Here is a 15,352-nt window from a genome sequence, read left to right as displayed (position 1 = left end):
CTGTAGATAGCTCGATTGTCCGGTTCCTATTGCCCATCGGGGAGGCGGCTCTGCTGAGGTAAACTTGAAGACTACCTTTTCATATAAAAAAAACATGGCCGAATGCGCTGCCAAAACGAAGAAGGAAAAAAATATCCATGATTGACATCAGCATCCAGCGACGGCAGGGCGATTTTCAGGTCAATGCACAATTTACAGGAGAAACTTCGGGGGTTACCGCGTTGTTTGGAGCCTCAGGGGCAGGAAAAACCTCCATCGTCAACATGGTGGCAGGACTCACCACACCCGATGCAGGACACATTGTCATCAATGACCACCGGTTGTTTGACTCAAGTAAAAAAATCAACCTGGCACCGGAAAAACGCCGCATCGGCTATATTTTCCAGGATGGACGGCTCTTTCCCCATCTATCGGTTAAGAGCAACTTAATCTATGGAATGAAACGGGTAGCGGTAGCCCAGCGATATGTCAAGTTTGATGCCGTTGTGGAACTCCTCGGCATTGCCCATCTGCTGGAACGACGACCGGCAAAACTCTCCGGGGGAGAAAAACAGCGGGTGGCCATCGGCAGGGGACTTTTAACAAGCCCTGCCATGTTGCTCATGGATGAACCCCTTGCCTCCCTGGATTACGATCGTAAACAGGAGGTGCTGCCGTTTATCCGGCGAATGTGTCGCGAATTTTCCCTGCCCATTCTCTATGTCAGCCACTCCCGGGATGAAATTCTTACGCTGGCTTCCCGTGTGATTCTTTTGACGGCGGGCCATGCTGTTGAGGCCGGAAGCTATGGTGGCAACGTGGAAGATTTTTTAAAACCTCAAGGAGTCTCCCCCCGGCTGTGTGTAAACGAGTAGGCACACCTCTGAGCAAAAGACGCAGAGGGTTCCTTACCTGATTTTTATAAACACAAAACGCCTGCAGGCAAGTTGGGATGATATTTATCCCCATGGATGTTTCCAGCATTCCAGCAGGGAACGGAACCGATACCCGTCCCAGCGCAACCGGCAGACGAAAAAAAACATCTCCCTCCCCCTGAACCAACCGGATACAACTTTAATCTTTTAAGAATTCTTTGTATTTTTGTTGACAAAAAGCCCGCGCCTATCCTAAAAAGTGACAAGAGCGTCACTGAATCCGTTGATCAAATTCCAAAAGATATTGGCACCAACGGGTTTCCCATCCGAACAAATATTAAAAAATTTGCACCATTGCAGCGCAGTCGTGACCGCCATTTATTTGGTGGCACGGATACGTCTGGCATTGATGGACCCAATTGTCGGAGGTACTGTTGGTTATGGTGTAATTTCTCCCCCCCCAAAAAACTGCTGCACAATGAGTGGACAAAAAGGAGACTGCATGGAAAAAATATGGTTAAAGAATTATCAAGACGGTATCCCTGCCGAGATAGATCCCTCAATATACACGTCAATCCCCAACCTCATGGGCGAATCCTTTCAAAAGTTTGCAGATCTTCCCTCATTTCACAACATGGGGAAAACCTATACATTCAGGGAATTGGAAACTGAAGTAAAAAAGTTTGCCTCCTATCTGCAAAACAATCTTGGATTGGAAAAGGGTGATCGGGTGGCCATAATGCTGCCCAATGTTCTGCAATATCCCATCTGTTTTTATGGGATTCTCTTTGCCGGAATGGTGGTGGTGAATGTAAACCCCCTGTACACAGCTCGTGAGCTGGCGCATCAGCTAAAGGATTCCGGTGCACAAACCATTATTATTTTTGAAAACTCTGCCCATATACTGGAATCCGTTCTGGATAATACAGAAATTAAAAATATACTGGTCACCGGAATCGGGGATTTGCTGGGATTTCCCAAGGCCCAACTGGTCAACTTTGTTTTAAAATATGTAAAGAAAATGGTGCCGCCCTGGCATATTCCAGCAGCAAAAAAGTTTACCCAGGCCCTGTCCAATGGAGATGCTGCAAAATTTAAGGCACCGGAACTGACCTTGTCCGATATAGCCTGCCTGCAATATACCGGAGGAACAACCGGTGTGTCCAAGGGTGCCATTTTAACCCATCGCAATATTGTGGCCAATGTTCTCCAGGCTAAGGCCTGGATCAGTTCTTCCCTGGAGGAAGGAAAAGAGATCATCATCACGCCGCTTCCCCTTTATCATATCTTTTCACTCACTGCCAATTGCCTGACCTTTGCTGTGGTGGGAGGGTTGAATGTGCTTATAACGAACCCAAGAGATATTCCAGGCTTTATAAAAATTTTGCAGGAATGGAAATTCACAGCCATAACCGGTGTAAATACATTGTTCAATGCCTTGGTCAACCATCCCGACTTTGCCGCCCTGGATTTTTCCTCCCTGAAACTTTCGTTGGCCGGGGGGATGGCCGTGCAGGGGGTTGTGGCGAAAAAATGGAAAAAAATCACCCATACCACATTGATTGAAGCCTATGGATTGACAGAAACCAGCCCGGCTGCTTGTATGAATCCCATGAACCTGGAAGAATACAACGGGTTTATCGGCCTGCCCATTTCTTCCACAGAGGTGGTAATCAAGGATAATGAAAACAGGAATCTGGGATTAAATGAAGTCGGTGAAGTCTGCGTTCTTGGACCCCAGGTCATGGATGGATACTGGCAGCGCCCGGAAGATACTGCCAGCGTAATGACCGAAGATGGATTCTTTAAAACGGGCGACATGGGATTTATGACCGAAGACGGGTTTGTGAAAATTGTGGATCGCAAGAAAGATATGATCAATGTTTCAGGGTTTAATGTCTACCCCAATGAGATTGAAGATATTGTCGCAACCCATCCAAAGGTGCTGGAATGTGCGGCAATCGGAATTCCGGATGAAAAAAGCGGAGAGGCTGTAAAATTATTTGCAGTGAAAAAAGATCCATCCCTTACCGCAGATGAATTAAAGGCCCATTGCAAGGAAAGATTAACCGGATACAAGGTGCCCAAAGTTTATGAATTTCGGGATAATCTTCCCAAGACAAATGTCGGTAAAATCCTGAGAAAAGATTTACGAGAATAACGACCGTGATGATTTTAATCCAGGATACTTGAATGATAGTATTTACCTATCATAATGCCCTTCTTTCTCACGCATTGCGCCATCCGGTATGGATGCATATATTATTTCCAACAAAGAGAAAATGCAGAATGATTTTAGAAACTGCACAGCCGGTAAAAAACACACCGGCACCTGAAAATAAAAAATTCACATTGAATATATATTTGGAGGCGCATTATGGAAAACAAAGAAAGAAATTACATCGAGTCAGATCTGGAAAGAGAAGAAGGCCACGTTGATACTCGTCACCACAACTTTGAGTGCAGCAACCCCGATGAGCACTTGGGATGTGACCCTGGCATTGATGTCGCCGGATAAAAATACTTTCATGGGGAAGGAAACCGACACTCCAAGCAGATATAATAATACCTTCAACCTGCACCTGATATGAAAGCCCTGGACCACGTCCTCATTTGATATCCTGATACCGCGCTGGTATTCTCATTCCTCCCATGATCTTGCACAAGGCAGACAGCTAAACGCTGTCTGCCTTTTTTGTATTTACAGGTATTGGCCCATGATGGCATTTTTTTATCAATAGCGCTCTCATTTTAATCCGGTATACCATAAAACAACCTCAATGCTCTCCGTTTTAATTTTTCAATTAAGACGTCACCGATTGAACTGTCATTGTTTAATTTCAGGGGTAGCGATAAAATCGACAGTACGGCTTTCATATCTTGGTCCGCAGCCTTAACACATAAAAAGGAGTTCATTATGGGAAAAACAGCCATTGTTATCGGCGCAACCGGTCTTGTGGGCCGGGCATTGACAGATCAACTCGCAGATGCCCCACATATAAGCCATGTTGTTACCCTTACCCGCCGCCTGTCCCCTCATTCCAGCGTGAAAGTCTTCAATAATGTTATAAATTTTGACCGTTTGAAAGCCCATGCCTCGTTGTTTGAGGCAGATATCATGTTTTCATGCCTGAAAAAAACAAATCTAAAATCACCTTTGAAAAACAAGCTGTTACCATAGATAAACACATCGTCCTTTTAAAGCGTAGAAGATGAAGCTGAACTTGATGCGACTTTACCCCGCTTGTCTCCATGATAAATAATGCCCCCTGAAAAGAGGGCAGGGGAGTGTTGGACGTCAATCACTTTTTCCGAACCACTTCAATGCGGAACCCATCGGGGTCTGTCACAAAATAGAAACTTGGCTGGCCCGGGGTAAGCCCCTTCATGGGAGTCAAATCAAGCCCCATTTCGGTGTGTCGCTGGTGCGACGCTTCAAGATCCTCCACGGAGACCGCCAGATGGGAGTATCCATTGCCGATGACATAGGGCTCTTTCTGATCATAGTTGTAGGTCAACTCCAGCTCAAAGGGCAGACCGGCAGCGGTCAAGTAACTCAGGGTAAATTTACCCTCTGGAAAATCTTTCTTTCGTGATACTTCAAATCCAAAGGCATCCTGATAAAATTTTTCCGATGCATCCAGGTCCATCACCCTATAACAAATGTGAATCATGGGATAATCCATAAATAACTCCTTTTATTGAACAATAGGTGGGCTTATCTTTGGCTTTAAACACACGAAATGTGATCAAAATCAACGCCAGGCCCGGTTTCATTATTTCTGTAAATATTCGGTTTGCTCATGTAATTGTTTGGACTGTGCCCCATATTCGCCTGTTTGTGGCTGCGTAGCATACGAATGTTATGTGAGCAGGCCAAAACAGGTGAAGATGGGGTGCTGACCGAATATTTACTGGTTTCTTACTTTGAATTCAAACAATAAGGATCATTGTGGGTTATTCAACAAATAAGAAATATCGATATTCTTCTTTCCGTCCCCCCAAAAGTACCCTACACTTTTTTTAAAGTTATTTATCTTGACAATGTGTTTATGTATTGCATATATTCCATTTCAACGATTTGATAAAGATATGAAACAAAAGAAAATCAAGTAGCTTTTCACAAGGAAAATAATGAAAACATTCATCAAGGTCATGAAAGCATTATCAGATCCCAACAGGGTGAAAATAATGAAAATACTCCAATCTCGCCATTTGTGTGTATGTGAGATCAAAGAGGCACTTGGTATTGCCCAGTCCACGGCCAGCAAACATTTAAAAATCCTTGAAGATGCCGAGCTCGTAAGCAGTTTTAAGGAGGGGTTATGGGTCAACTACGCTCTTTCTGACGGCAGTGGGTCCCCATATTCTGCAAGTCTGATAGGGAATCTGAGACACTGGTTAGACAATGACCTGGAGATTGAGAATTTAAATAGAATACTGCCGGATATTGATCGGAAAAATATTGTTGGTAAAGATTAAACTGCCAAAAAAATTATACCAATATATCGTTAAATGCCCATATATAGTCAAAATTATCTAAGCTTAAAATTCAGGGGGCAGGGGCTTGAAAGATAACTTGCAATTCCGGTTGATCCGCCTGAGCCACATAAAAATTTGCAGCCACATTACATGGGAATATATATAACCCACATGGCAGTAATTACCTGCCACAACGAAAAATGAAACTCACATGATTACAAGGCTTTGGACGGAGTTTCATATAAAACTTTCTGCCTTGATCATAAGCTTGCCATTCTGGGGAGGGCTCAGCCAATCATAACAGCTGGCCCTGCTTATGATCAAACCCAAACTTCAAAAGGAAACACAGGAAAAACAAATTATGATGATGGTTAACAACTTTAAAAAATCGATTCTACCGGCCGCAGCATTAATACTGATCCTTTCGTCCGTTGTGTTTTCACAGGACTTTTCAAGGGTTCCGGAAAAAGGCAAAACCACAATGATAGACCTGGGGGCAAAAAAATGTGTCCCCTGTAAAATGATGGCACCGATCATGGCAAAGCTTGAAAAAGCATATGAGGGCAGGGCAGACATTGTCTTTATTGATGTCTGGGAGAATCGCCAGCAGGGCCCCAGGTTTAAAATCAGAGCCATCCCCACCCAGATTTTTTTTAACGAAAAGGGTGAAGAGGTTTACCGTCATGTGGGTTTTCTGGATGAAAAATCCATTATTGACCAGATGACAAAAATGGGGGTTGAAGCACCTGTATTTGAGGATAAAGAATAACGCCATGTTGGATTCTCTGTTTTTGACCGTTAATCAATGGATGACAGGCGGTACAGGCTTTGCTGTTGCCGGATGTTTTCTATGGGGTGTTATCAGCGTATTGTTCAGCCCATGTCATCTTGCATCCATCCCTTTGATCGTGGGATATGTGGGGGGCCAGGAGAAAATGGTCCATCCACGACAGGCAAGCGTATATTCCATCCTGTTCACACTGGGCCTTTTTATCACCATTGCCTTTATTGGTGTGATTTGTGCCCTGCTTGGAAGAATGCTCGGGGATGTAGGAAATTATTGGCAGATCGTCATCGGATTTATTCTGATCTGGGTTGCCCTGGGAATGCTGGGTGTTGAAAAATGCACCTTTTCCGGCGCTCTTTTGTACAAATTAAATCTCAAAGGCAAATTGGGTGCTTTTACACTGGGGCTTGCCTATGGGGTATTGTCCGGATCATGTACCTTTGGATTTATTGCACCGATTCTGGCTATCATCACCGTCCAGGAAAAAGTGGGCACAGGTATTCTTTTCATTATCCTGTTTGCCCTGGGACACTGTCTTCCCATTATCATTGCAGGAAGCTCCACCGCTGCGGTAAAAAAACTGCTTGAAAACAGCAGATGGAATGGGGCAGGGGTATGGTTTAGAAAACTTGCAGGATCAACCATCGTTGCACTGGGGATCTACTTTATCGTGACCCCTTTTTTTTAAATTTTAAATCACCGAAGTCACAAGGAGACTGGCATGAATGAACTGAATCAAGTTCTAACACAGATGGATTTTGAGTTTTTTTCTTCCGGTGAGCACGGCATGAGCATTGAGGGAATGCGCAAGGTGCTTGGAAATGATAATGTTGTTTTTCTGGATATCCGCTCGAACAGGGAAGTGGAATACCTCTCCTTTCCCTTTGCTGTCCACATTCCTTTAAATAAACTGCCGGAACGCCTTGGAGAACTGCCAAAGGAGAAGCTAATCATTACCTTTTGCTCTTCCATATTCAGGGGAGCAGTGGCCTACACTTTTCTCATGGCCAATGGGTTTGAAAATGTCAAGGGTTTGACCGCAACCGTGGAGGAGATGGTCAAGGCATTCAAACCAGGGCCACTTGCCAAAATGTGATGCCATTACGGGCCGAAAGGCCAAAAAATCCGGACGGCCCGGAACATTTCCACAAGAATCCAGGTCACCCTTCAAGCCTATTTTCAGTCTTTAAAACCAATCGGGCGCATTCCCATTTTCCCGGTTTGATCACAATATGGTTTTTTTGTCATAGTTGGGGGGGCCAACGGGGTCAGGCTTATGTTATTGACGTTATCGAGCACAGCCTGTGCAAACGCAAAAACCACCGATAATGCCAATAACGCAAGCCTGACCCCTCTCTGACAGGACAGATACAATGGATCTCAATATACTTATTATCACTTTTCTCTCATTCACTCTCAGTTTTATCTTTGCCCTTGGTGGCGTTGGATCGGCAGTTGTCCTGATTCCGGCCCTGGCCTGGCTGGGAGTTCCCTTTAATCTGGCCCGGCCCACAGGACTCTTTGTCAACTGCGTGAGTATGCTTGGGGCCACCTGGTCAAACTTTAAAGAAAAACGTCTTGATGTCGCCCTGGGGCTTCCCATTATCATTTCATCCATCATCTTGGCACCTGTGGGGGCATGGGCCGGACACCTTTTACCCACCCGGATTCTGCTGTTTGTCTTTATCTGTTTTCTCTTCTTTTCCGGCACAATGATGCTGTTTTTTAAAGGCTCAAAATATGCCGATCAATACCGGGGAGATCGCCCTTTTACAGGCCCATTGATGGTGGGTGTTCTGGCAGGATTTGTTTCCGGCCTTCTGGGCGTTGGGGGCGGTGGTATCATATCACCTCTGATGATTCTACAGGGTTTTAATCCCAAAAAAGTGGCCACTGTCACCGCCCTTGCCATCCCCTTTTCTTCTTTTTCTGCATTTCTGGCATATGCAGCCATGGGATCCGTATCAATGAAAATCCTGGCATTTGCGGGACTGGCTGCCTGGGGTGGGGGATATCTGGGGACAAAGGTTATGCAGAAAAAAATGAGCCCACACACCGTAAAAAAAATATTGGGGGGCGTATTGGTTCTTCTTGGTATAAGACTTCTTTGGACACTACCGTGGTAAACATTCAGGGCTGCCATCGCCCTGTTTGTTATTATAAAGGTTGTGGAGACCCAATATAACTGCGCGGTATGCCTGGTGCTGTTTATCCTGCACTTCGGCCAGGGTCATGCCGCAGTCCACCTTACCCGTTACACAGAAGGGTATATTTAATTGACACCCAGCACACACACATGTATATACAACATACATAAGATTTAAAAATCAGAGGATATGATCCGGTTTTTTCCTGGAAATATCAAGGAGGGGGTAAAAGTGTGTGACACCCCTGTATGTTCATAGATTATGGAGTATGTATGGTTAAAGCACACGCGGGACAATCCATGGTGGCACCCATCTCCCCAAGACCTTTGTACCAGCAGGTTAAAGATTATATCCTGGAAAAAATCCACAAAGGGCACTGGACCCCAGACATGAAAATAGATTCTGAAAACAGCCTGGTGGAGACCATGGGTGTTTCACGCATGACCGTGAATCGAGCCCTTCGTGAATTATCTGCGGAAGGGAAACTGGTCCGTCTCCAAGGGGTGGGGACGTTTGTAGCCCGTCAGAAACCACAATCAGAACTTCTTGAAATAAGATCCATTGACCGGGAGATAAAAAAACAGGGGGGAAAACATTCCTGTGATATTCACGTGTTGCAGCAGGAAAAAGCAAGCCCAGAGGTGGCATCAGATATGGGGATTGAATCAAAAGCGCCTGTTTATCATGCCGTAATGGTGCATAAAAACAATGGGATACCCATTCAACTGGCAGATCGTTATATCAACCCCACCGTTGCCCCCAATTTTTTAAAACAGGATTTTACCCAGATAACGCCCAGTGACTACCTGATGGGAATATCTCCTGCCATGGAGGTGGAACATGTCATTGAAGCGGTTATGCCGGACAATTGGATTCGTGATCTTTTAGAAATTTCCAGGAAAGAACCCTGTCTGATTCTCCATCGCAGAACCTGGGTAAATGGTGTCGTGGCCACAAGAAACAACTTTATATACCCAGGATCACGTCATAAAATAGGTAGTCGATTCATCCCCGCGGGAAATATGGTCACCAAACAGGGCAGGGCATAGTCCGGATAAGTTCCACGTGAAACCAATCCGGACCTTGCCATTTAAAACTCATCCTGTAAAAGTCCCAACCAAGATTTAGTGAGACAGCATATTACTATTTTCGGGCTTGGTCATAAGATGGGCCACACCCCAGCTGACCCCAAATTACGACCAAAGCCCTATTTTTACTCTCAGTTGTGACACGCTGTCTTGTCACCTGGATTATATTTGATCCAGAATTTCCATCACCTCTGCACATTTTTTTCTGGAACGCGCTTCCATGGCCTGGGCTTCTTCAAGAATTTTTACCTTATATGCCTCATCCCGAACATCCTTGATATTTATCAAAACATTCTGGTAAGCCCCCCATATCCCGGTTTCCAAAGCCCTTGCACCCACCTGGGTGTCTGATTTTGATGCTGGATTGCCATACCTTGCCACTTCACACAGGGCATCCCAGGCAGCATCGCCCAGACGCATGGTGCCCAGGGGAATATTAATTGCGGTCTTAAGCCCGGCCTGCATTTTGGCAATGCGTGCCTGTTTTTCGGCATCCGTTGTTCTTGGCATGCGAAGGCCTTCCATGTATTCATTAAAGGCCGAGGTGTCGGCATCGATCATGGGAATCAACTTTCGGGTCAACTCATGCAGTATGGGAATCTGTTTTCGCATATGACCATCCACGGATTCAAATTTTCGAACCCCCTGGGTGAGCTTGGCCACCATGGAACCCAAACCCGTTCCCACCGCAGCCATGGCAGCCGAGGCAGAACCACCGCCCGGTGCAGAAGATCTTGCGGCAATTTCTTCAATAAATCCCCGAACCGTCATGCCAGCCAATGGTTCATTGGGGGGTTCGGCCACAATGTATTCAATAATCCGCTCCCTGGGATTAAAGGTGGCAACGGAATTAAGCCCCAATCTTTCAATGGCCAGTCGGATTTTCTGATCCTCCTGGTAAATAAAAAGATTTTCACGTTCAATATAGTAATCCGCCGCCATGATCAGGGATTCCAGGGGCACAATCCCCACAATTTCAGATCCAGCCACGGCAAGATTCAGCGCAGCGGCTTCTTTTTTCACTTCTTCATACAGTATATGGATGGGGGTGACGGTGTAGTTGTTTAAATTCACAGTCACCTGGGCCATGTTATATTCATCCACATACCACCCCATGCCCTTTACTTGTGTTAAACGCCCGGGTTGATCTTCTCCCCGACCTGCTTCCCGGAGATTCAAGGCAATGCGATGGGCCTGATTGGATGTTCCCAGAATATTCACATTATAGGCAATGAGAAACATTCTGGCACCGGTGGCCGTGGCCCCCCAAGTGGGGACAAATTCAGAGGGACCAAAATCAGGTTTCCATCTGGGATCTTTCAGTCGTTCCTCCAGGGCCTCATATTCCCCCCGGCGGACATCGGGAAGTTTGCGCCGGTAGTCCTGGCTTGCCGCCTCTTCATAAAGGTAAAAAGGAACGTTGAGTTCCTCGGCTGCTCTTTTTCCAAACGCTCTTGCAATGTCGGCGCATTCTTCCATGGTCACCCCAGCAACGGGGATAAAGGGACACACATCCATGGCTCCAAAACGTGGATGCTCACCCTTGTGACAACGCATATCAATTTTTTCTTTAGCCACCCGAGCTGCAGCAAGAGCACCTTCAATGACGCTTTCAGGATCTCCCACAAAGGTATACACCGTACGATGGGTGGATTTGCCGGGGTCCACATCCACAACGCTACAGCCCGGGGTTTTCCGGATGGCATCGGCAATGGCATTAATAACGACTTCATCCCGGCCCTCGGAAAAATTAGGCACACACTCAACTATTTTTTTCATCCTTTTATCCTCTATCCGTTATTATTTTATTCGGGTTTGGTCTCAACATGGGCCACCTGTCACAGCTGACGGATCAATAACACAAGACGGCCCCATACCCATTTATTTTTTTCCGTACTGTTCCACATATCTTTTAAAAAGTGGTTTCAACCGGGCACCCATACGATGGGTTTTTCCGGGATAGGTCATTCGGCTGTGGGTGGCCACCCGCCAGTTATCCCAGGTTTGACGATGCAATATCAGGCAGGGATCATGGGGGGACAATTGCAGCAGTTGCCTTGCCATTTCATCGGGGTGCAATGCTTCAATAATATGTTCCACATCCTTGATCTGAATCGTTTGCAACAGATAACTCACAGGAGAAACCGTGGAAAATTCTTGTTTCAGGAAATCAGGGGCAGACAGAGGGTGTATAAACTGATCCTCCAGCATCACCGGTTTACCACTATTTTTATGGACAATAATGGAATGAAACACCGGGGTACCAATGGCAATTTCCATGGCTGCCGCCAATTCAGGGGAAGCCTTTTCCTCCACACCAAGATGGACCTCACAGGTATAGATTCCTCCCCGTGCAATGATCTCTTCATCAATGGCGGTCATTTCAAACAATGCCATCAACGGCTTGGGATGGGCCACATAGGTACCCACCCCCTGAATCCGCACCAGATCCCCGCTGTCCGTCAACTCCCTCAATGCCCGGTTAACGGTGATACGTGAAACCTTTAAGAGCTTGACCAGTTCATTTTCCGAAGGAATCCGGGCATCGGGCAGCCATACCTGATTTTGAATCTGCTGGAGAATAAACTCCTTTACCTGTTCATACAGGGCTTTTGGGGCACTCTTGGATAAAGGCGACATTATCCTTTTTCCACCTTGCTGCGGATCTCTTTATCTGCCTCCCGTCGCAACCGATCGAGTTCTGCCACCACCTTATCATCCAATGACTCCGGGGTGTGTTTTTCCATGATATCCACAACCTTTTCCCGGACCCGGTCTTCCATGGTTTTTTTCCCGGAAGACTCCCAGGAGGCAATGGGTTTCTGATCCAGCAATTTTGCGTGCCAGAGTTCATTTTTAAAATGATTCATGGTGTGTTTCTGCTGGAGGAAATGCCCCCCAGGTCCCACACTTTCAATCACCTCCCGGGCCAGGGTCTCCCGGTTGACGGTGATCCCCCTGACAAAGCGTTTGGTCATACCGATAATTTCATTACCCATGACCAGCTGTTCAACGGAACAGGCCATGCCCGCCGCCATATACCCCACATCATGGATGAGATTCAGTCCGGCAAGTCCCTGGCTCAAAATTGAAAAAGCAGATTCAAGTCCTGCCTGGGCATCCAGTGCTTTGGAATCCGTGGCACCGGCCAACCCCCAGGTGGGAAGTCCGAAGGACTGGGCCACCTCAGCCTGGGCCGCAAGTCCCAGGCTGTTTTCCGGAACCCCCATGGCCATGAGGGCCGAAGACATGTTTAAAACCCCCACGTTACCGCTCATGGCCACCGGACATCCAGTGCGACGCAGCTGGGCAATGGTGATATGGATAAGGGATTCTGCAGTCATCTGGACAATCATACCGGCCAGGGTCACAGGACCGGTGGCTCCGGGTTGAACGGTGGAGCCCGGCAGCTGGGGCAGATTACGATCGGCGGAAATAAAAATACGCTCAATTATTTCATCTGGGAAGGTTAACGGTGCAATGGCCTCGGGATAGGCAATAATAAAGGGTTTTTCCTGTAAATTTTCCATTCCCCCGGCCACCACCGCTGCCATTTCATACACATACTCACACCCCAGGGGTGAGTAACCGATGAACACCATGGGCTTAATAGTTTTGGCCACCACCACAGGGAACTCGTTGATATCTGCGGTATTGACAGCCACATCCTGTGAAGAGCCCATGGGCATGACAAAATCAATGTGCTCACAGGCATCGGCTACCTTTGCCCCCATGGCAATGTCCGACAAGCGGGTGGGCCGAAATTCACCGGTAAAGGGATCTCTCACATTGGGACTGGCCGTTGATGTCCCATAATGGCTCTTTCTTCCCTCCACCTCCATGGCCCGTTTACCTCGTCTATCATAGATGGTCCAGCCCTTGGGAGCCGTTGCCACACACGCTTCCACAATATACCGGGGAATACGAATACGACCCTCTTTTACAATGGCACCTGCCGCTGCCAGCATTTTTCCGGCACCTTTATGAAGGCATTTAAAACCTACTTTTTCCAGCACATCAAAGGCCGCCTGTTTGATTTCCCAGATCTGGTCCTCGGTGAAAACCTGAAGCCCCCTGACCGCGCTTGATTCAGTTCTTGAAGATTGCAGCATATATTTTTTCCCCTGTTTGTGGTCCGCTCACATGTGGTGTGGCCAAGCTCTTGTTTTTTAACCTCAGGAACAGACATGAATGATTTCAATATAACCGCCACGGGCGGACCGGGATCTTGGACCCGGATTAGCCCACAACGAATCATGAAAGAATGTTATGCATGCCTATACTTTCTTATAACATACATGGCAGTAAACACCTGCCACAACGAAGATTGAAACGCTTATTATTTCAAACATCTGGACGGCGTTTCATATAAAACCTTTTACTTCAAAAAAGCCTCCATCACCGATGCAATATCCGCTTGTTTTTCTGCATCAATGGCCAGTGGTTTATGGGTATTAAGAATTTTATTTAACTTAATTCGTGCCCGGTCAAGCAAAGTGGTACGTCCCTGTTCCACCCACTTGTCATGACCCTGGCGAAAGAAAAGCTCCGGTGTCCACTGCACATTCTTCAAATGTTTGAATGTATGAGGAAGGGAAAGAAATTCACTTCTGGCAAACCCCTGGGGAATGACATCCATGGCAAGGGTATCATCATTGATGGGGATGCCTTTATACATGCGTCTGATCTGATCCACCATTTCGTTGACAATCACGATCATATCCAGACTGCCGGTGAGACCAAAATCCAGATATCCCACATCATGGTTCAGGTTGGAACCTGCAAACACAGACATGAAGGCCTCAAGACCGGCCTCAAAGGATGCCTGCATGTCGGGAACCTGGGCATCACTGGTGCCGCCATATCCCCAGTTGGGAATATCAAGATAATTACTCATCTCCACCATGGCCATGTATGTAAGCATATACTCCGGTGCATTGTAGGAACACTGGCTGCTTTTCATGTCCAACACGGCGGCACCTATCCCCATTAAAAAGGGAGCGCCCGGTGCGGCCAGCTGGTGGATCACCATGCCGGTGAAAGATTCTGCAAGTCCCTGGACAATGTGACCAGCCACGGTCATGGGGGCAGTGGACCCGGCAATGGGGGCAGGTGAATATATAACAGGAGAAGCTGTTTCCGCGCAGAATAACAGTTTATCCACACTGCTGAAAGGATGTTTCAAGGGGCTTATGGGTTCATCATACTGAATCCAGTAAGGTTTTTCCCTTAATTGTTTTTCTCCACCCCGTAAAATTTTAGAAATATTCCACATGGCCTCAAGATCTTTTCGACCATCGGCGGTATTGACAATGGGTTTGGTACAGTTCTGGGCCATGGCATTAAAACTGGCCAGATAGGAAATGGCCGGATTTACTTCATGGGGATGGGCAAAGGACATTATGAAATCAATGTTGGGAAGAGCATCACATACCCTGGCTGCCCGTTTGATATCCTCAAGGGAGGTTCGGTGACGCTGCATATTTTTTGAATCCACCGACCACATCAGATCTGAACCTGTGCCAAAATAGGCCCGCCTTCCCCCAAGGTCCATGGCATGATTTCCCTCTCGGTCATACATGACAATATTATTGGGCACCGTTCTCCTGGCCTGTTCCACCAAGGCTGACGGTATTTTAACCATGCCGTCGGTTCCAACCTTGCAACCGGCTTCTGTCAGAAACTTTAAGGCATCATCGTGCTGTACCTGCATGCCGGTGTTTTCCATGATTTCCAGGGCTGATGTATACAGTTTTTCTTTATTTTCTTCACTTAAAAAGGTGAGCCGTGGCTCAAACCCGATTTCAAAATTTACCATCATAATATCCCCTATTGAGATTGAAACAACTTGTACATACAGGATATATAAATAGTTTAAAGATATGTCAACACCCTTTTGATTCTTCTTCCTGGAATCCTTCATATCAGTTCCACACTATTTGATATTCATGGGGTAATGGATTTTCAGGGCTTGGTCACAGCATGCTCCCCCCG

At 46.6% G+C, this 15,352-nt stretch carries 15 protein-coding genes; 10 read left to right on the top strand and 5 right to left on the bottom strand.

The genetic code is table 11. The features are described 5' to 3' along the window. Window positions 1-137: 137 nt before the first annotated feature. The 4 genes from modC (at window position 138) to ACYQ2M_RS02255 (ending at window position 4,035) form a co-directional block, all read left to right on the top strand. Window positions 138-854, top strand: a complete 717-nt coding sequence (gene modC / locus ACYQ2M_RS02270; RefSeq protein WP_459914687.1) for a molybdenum ABC transporter ATP-binding protein — start codon at window positions 138-140, stop codon at window positions 852-854. 502 nt (window positions 855-1,356) lie between these two features. Next, window positions 1,357-3,015 (top strand): AMP-binding protein, encoded by a 1,659-nt coding sequence (locus tag ACYQ2M_RS02265; protein ID WP_459914686.1) that lies wholly within the window; start codon window positions 1,357-1,359, stop codon window positions 3,013-3,015. Between the two features lie 216 nt (window positions 3,016-3,231). Beyond that, the gene (locus tag ACYQ2M_RS02260) at window positions 3,232-3,372 is read left to right on the top strand and encodes a hypothetical protein (RefSeq protein ID WP_459914685.1); all 141 of its coding nucleotides are present in this window, start codon (window positions 3,232-3,234) and stop codon (window positions 3,370-3,372) included. A gap of 399 nt (window positions 3,373-3,771) precedes the next feature. Further along, complete coding sequence (locus ACYQ2M_RS02255; RefSeq protein ID WP_459914684.1) at window positions 3,772-4,035, top strand: NAD-dependent epimerase/dehydratase family protein; 264 nt, start codon at window positions 3,772-3,774, stop codon at window positions 4,033-4,035. A 121-nt stretch (window positions 4,036-4,156) separates the two neighbouring features. Here ACYQ2M_RS02255 and gloA read toward each other — a convergent pair whose 3' ends face one another. After that, window positions 4,157-4,540 (bottom strand): lactoylglutathione lyase, encoded by a 384-nt coding sequence (gene gloA / locus ACYQ2M_RS02250; protein WP_459914683.1) that lies wholly within the window; start codon window positions 4,538-4,540, stop codon window positions 4,157-4,159. A 448-nt stretch (window positions 4,541-4,988) separates the two neighbouring features. On the opposite strand from gloA, the gene ACYQ2M_RS02245 reads away from it, so the two are divergent. From ACYQ2M_RS02245 to hutC (ACYQ2M_RS02220), 6 genes are all read left to right on the top strand, one after another. Continuing rightward, window positions 4,989-5,336, top strand: coding sequence for an ArsR/SmtB family transcription factor (locus ACYQ2M_RS02245; protein WP_459914682.1), 348 nt, complete (start codon window positions 4,989-4,991; stop codon window positions 5,334-5,336). 361 nt (window positions 5,337-5,697) lie between these two features. Continuing rightward, window positions 5,698-6,105: a thioredoxin family protein gene (locus ACYQ2M_RS02240; RefSeq protein ID WP_459914681.1), complete on the top strand. Its 408-nt coding sequence runs from the start codon at window positions 5,698-5,700 to the stop codon at window positions 6,103-6,105. Window positions 6,106-6,109: 4 nt separating this feature from the next. Continuing rightward, the gene (locus tag ACYQ2M_RS02235) at window positions 6,110-6,811 is read left to right on the top strand and encodes a cytochrome c biogenesis CcdA family protein (protein WP_459914680.1); all 702 of its coding nucleotides are present in this window, start codon (window positions 6,110-6,112) and stop codon (window positions 6,809-6,811) included. Between the two features lie 33 nt (window positions 6,812-6,844). Further along, complete coding sequence (locus ACYQ2M_RS02230) at window positions 6,845-7,219, top strand: rhodanese-like domain-containing protein (RefSeq protein ID WP_459914679.1); 375 nt, start codon at window positions 6,845-6,847, stop codon at window positions 7,217-7,219. A 277-nt stretch (window positions 7,220-7,496) separates the two neighbouring features. Next, window positions 7,497-8,249, top strand: a complete 753-nt coding sequence (locus ACYQ2M_RS02225; protein ID WP_459914678.1) for a sulfite exporter TauE/SafE family protein — start codon at window positions 7,497-7,499, stop codon at window positions 8,247-8,249. 293 nt (window positions 8,250-8,542) lie between these two features. Then, window positions 8,543-9,319, top strand: a complete 777-nt coding sequence (hutC, locus tag ACYQ2M_RS02220) for a histidine utilization transcriptional repressor HutC (RefSeq protein ID WP_459914677.1) — start codon at window positions 8,543-8,545, stop codon at window positions 9,317-9,319. A gap of 201 nt (window positions 9,320-9,520) precedes the next feature. On the opposite strand, the gene ftcD is transcribed toward hutC (ACYQ2M_RS02220), so the two are convergent. The 4 genes from ftcD to ACYQ2M_RS02200 all read right to left on the bottom strand — a co-directional run bounded on the left by ftcD (window position 9,521) and on the right by ACYQ2M_RS02200 (window position 15,179). After that, window positions 9,521-11,137: a glutamate formimidoyltransferase gene (gene ftcD, locus ACYQ2M_RS02215; RefSeq protein WP_459914676.1), complete on the bottom strand. Its 1,617-nt coding sequence runs from the start codon at window positions 11,135-11,137 to the stop codon at window positions 9,521-9,523. A 102-nt stretch (window positions 11,138-11,239) separates the two neighbouring features. Continuing rightward, complete coding sequence (hutC, locus tag ACYQ2M_RS02210) at window positions 11,240-11,998, bottom strand: histidine utilization transcriptional repressor HutC (RefSeq protein WP_459914675.1); 759 nt, start codon at window positions 11,996-11,998, stop codon at window positions 11,240-11,242. Further along, window positions 11,998-13,470: a trimethylamine methyltransferase family protein gene (locus ACYQ2M_RS02205; protein WP_459914674.1), complete on the bottom strand. Its 1,473-nt coding sequence runs from the start codon at window positions 13,468-13,470 to the stop codon at window positions 11,998-12,000. Before ACYQ2M_RS02205 ends, hutC (ACYQ2M_RS02210) begins: the two co-directional genes overlap by 1 nt. Window positions 13,471-13,736: 266 nt before the next feature. After that, entirely contained in the window at window positions 13,737-15,179 is a 1,443-nt protein-coding gene (locus tag ACYQ2M_RS02200; RefSeq protein ID WP_459914673.1) for a trimethylamine methyltransferase family protein, read from the bottom strand. Window positions 15,180-15,352: the final 173 nt, after the last annotated feature.

The sequence above is a fragment of the Desulfocicer niacini genome, assembly GCF_054657595.1.
The sequence above is the reverse complement of the archived record's forward strand: the minus strand, read 5'-3'. Positions and strand labels throughout refer to the sequence as shown.